This is a genomic window from Aquabacterium sp. A08 (assembly GCF_011742065.1).
Map to the genome: position 1 here is coordinate 1 of NZ_JAAQQT010000403.1, position 608 is coordinate 608.

Sequence of the window (608 nt, forward strand, 5' to 3'; positions counted from 1 at the left end):
AGGTATTCCGGGCCGAAGGTGAGTTCCTGGCCCACATAGGCGCTGGCCACTTCCTCGGAAATGTCGGCCTTGGCCAGGTCGGCGATCTGGCGCACACAGGCCAGCTTCATTTCTTCCGTGATCTTGGTGGCACCGCAGTCCAGCGCGCCACGGAAGATGTAGGGGAAGCAGAGGACGTTGTTGACCTGGTTCGGGTAGTCCGAACGGCCGGTGGCGATGATGCAGTCGGGTCGGGCGATCTTGGCCAGCTCGGGGCGGATTTCCGGTTCCGGGTTGGCCAGCGCCAGGATGATGGGCTGGGGGCCCATGGACTTGACCATGTCCACCGTGACCACGCCGGCGGCGGAGCAGCCCAGGAACACGTCGGCGCCGGCCATGGCATCGGCCAGGGTGCGGGCGGCGGTGGTTCGGCAATAGCGCTGTTTGGAGGCGTCCAGCTTGCCGGCTTGGGCGTCGTCGCGCTCGGTCTGGATCACGCCCTTGGAGTCGCAGACCAGGATGTTCTCGACGTTCACCCCCAGGCCCACCATCACGTCCAGGCAGGCGATGGCCGCGGCGCCCGCGCCCGACACCGCCACCTTCACGGCACCGATGTCTTTCTTCACCAG

General features: G+C 66.4%; 1 protein-coding gene. It reads right to left on the reverse strand.

The genetic code is table 11. From position 1 onward, the window contains the following. Positions 1-608 (reverse strand): malic enzyme-like NAD(P)-binding protein (locus tag HA630_RS27135; protein ID WP_305792612.1); only part of this gene is annotated, 608 nt, incomplete at both ends.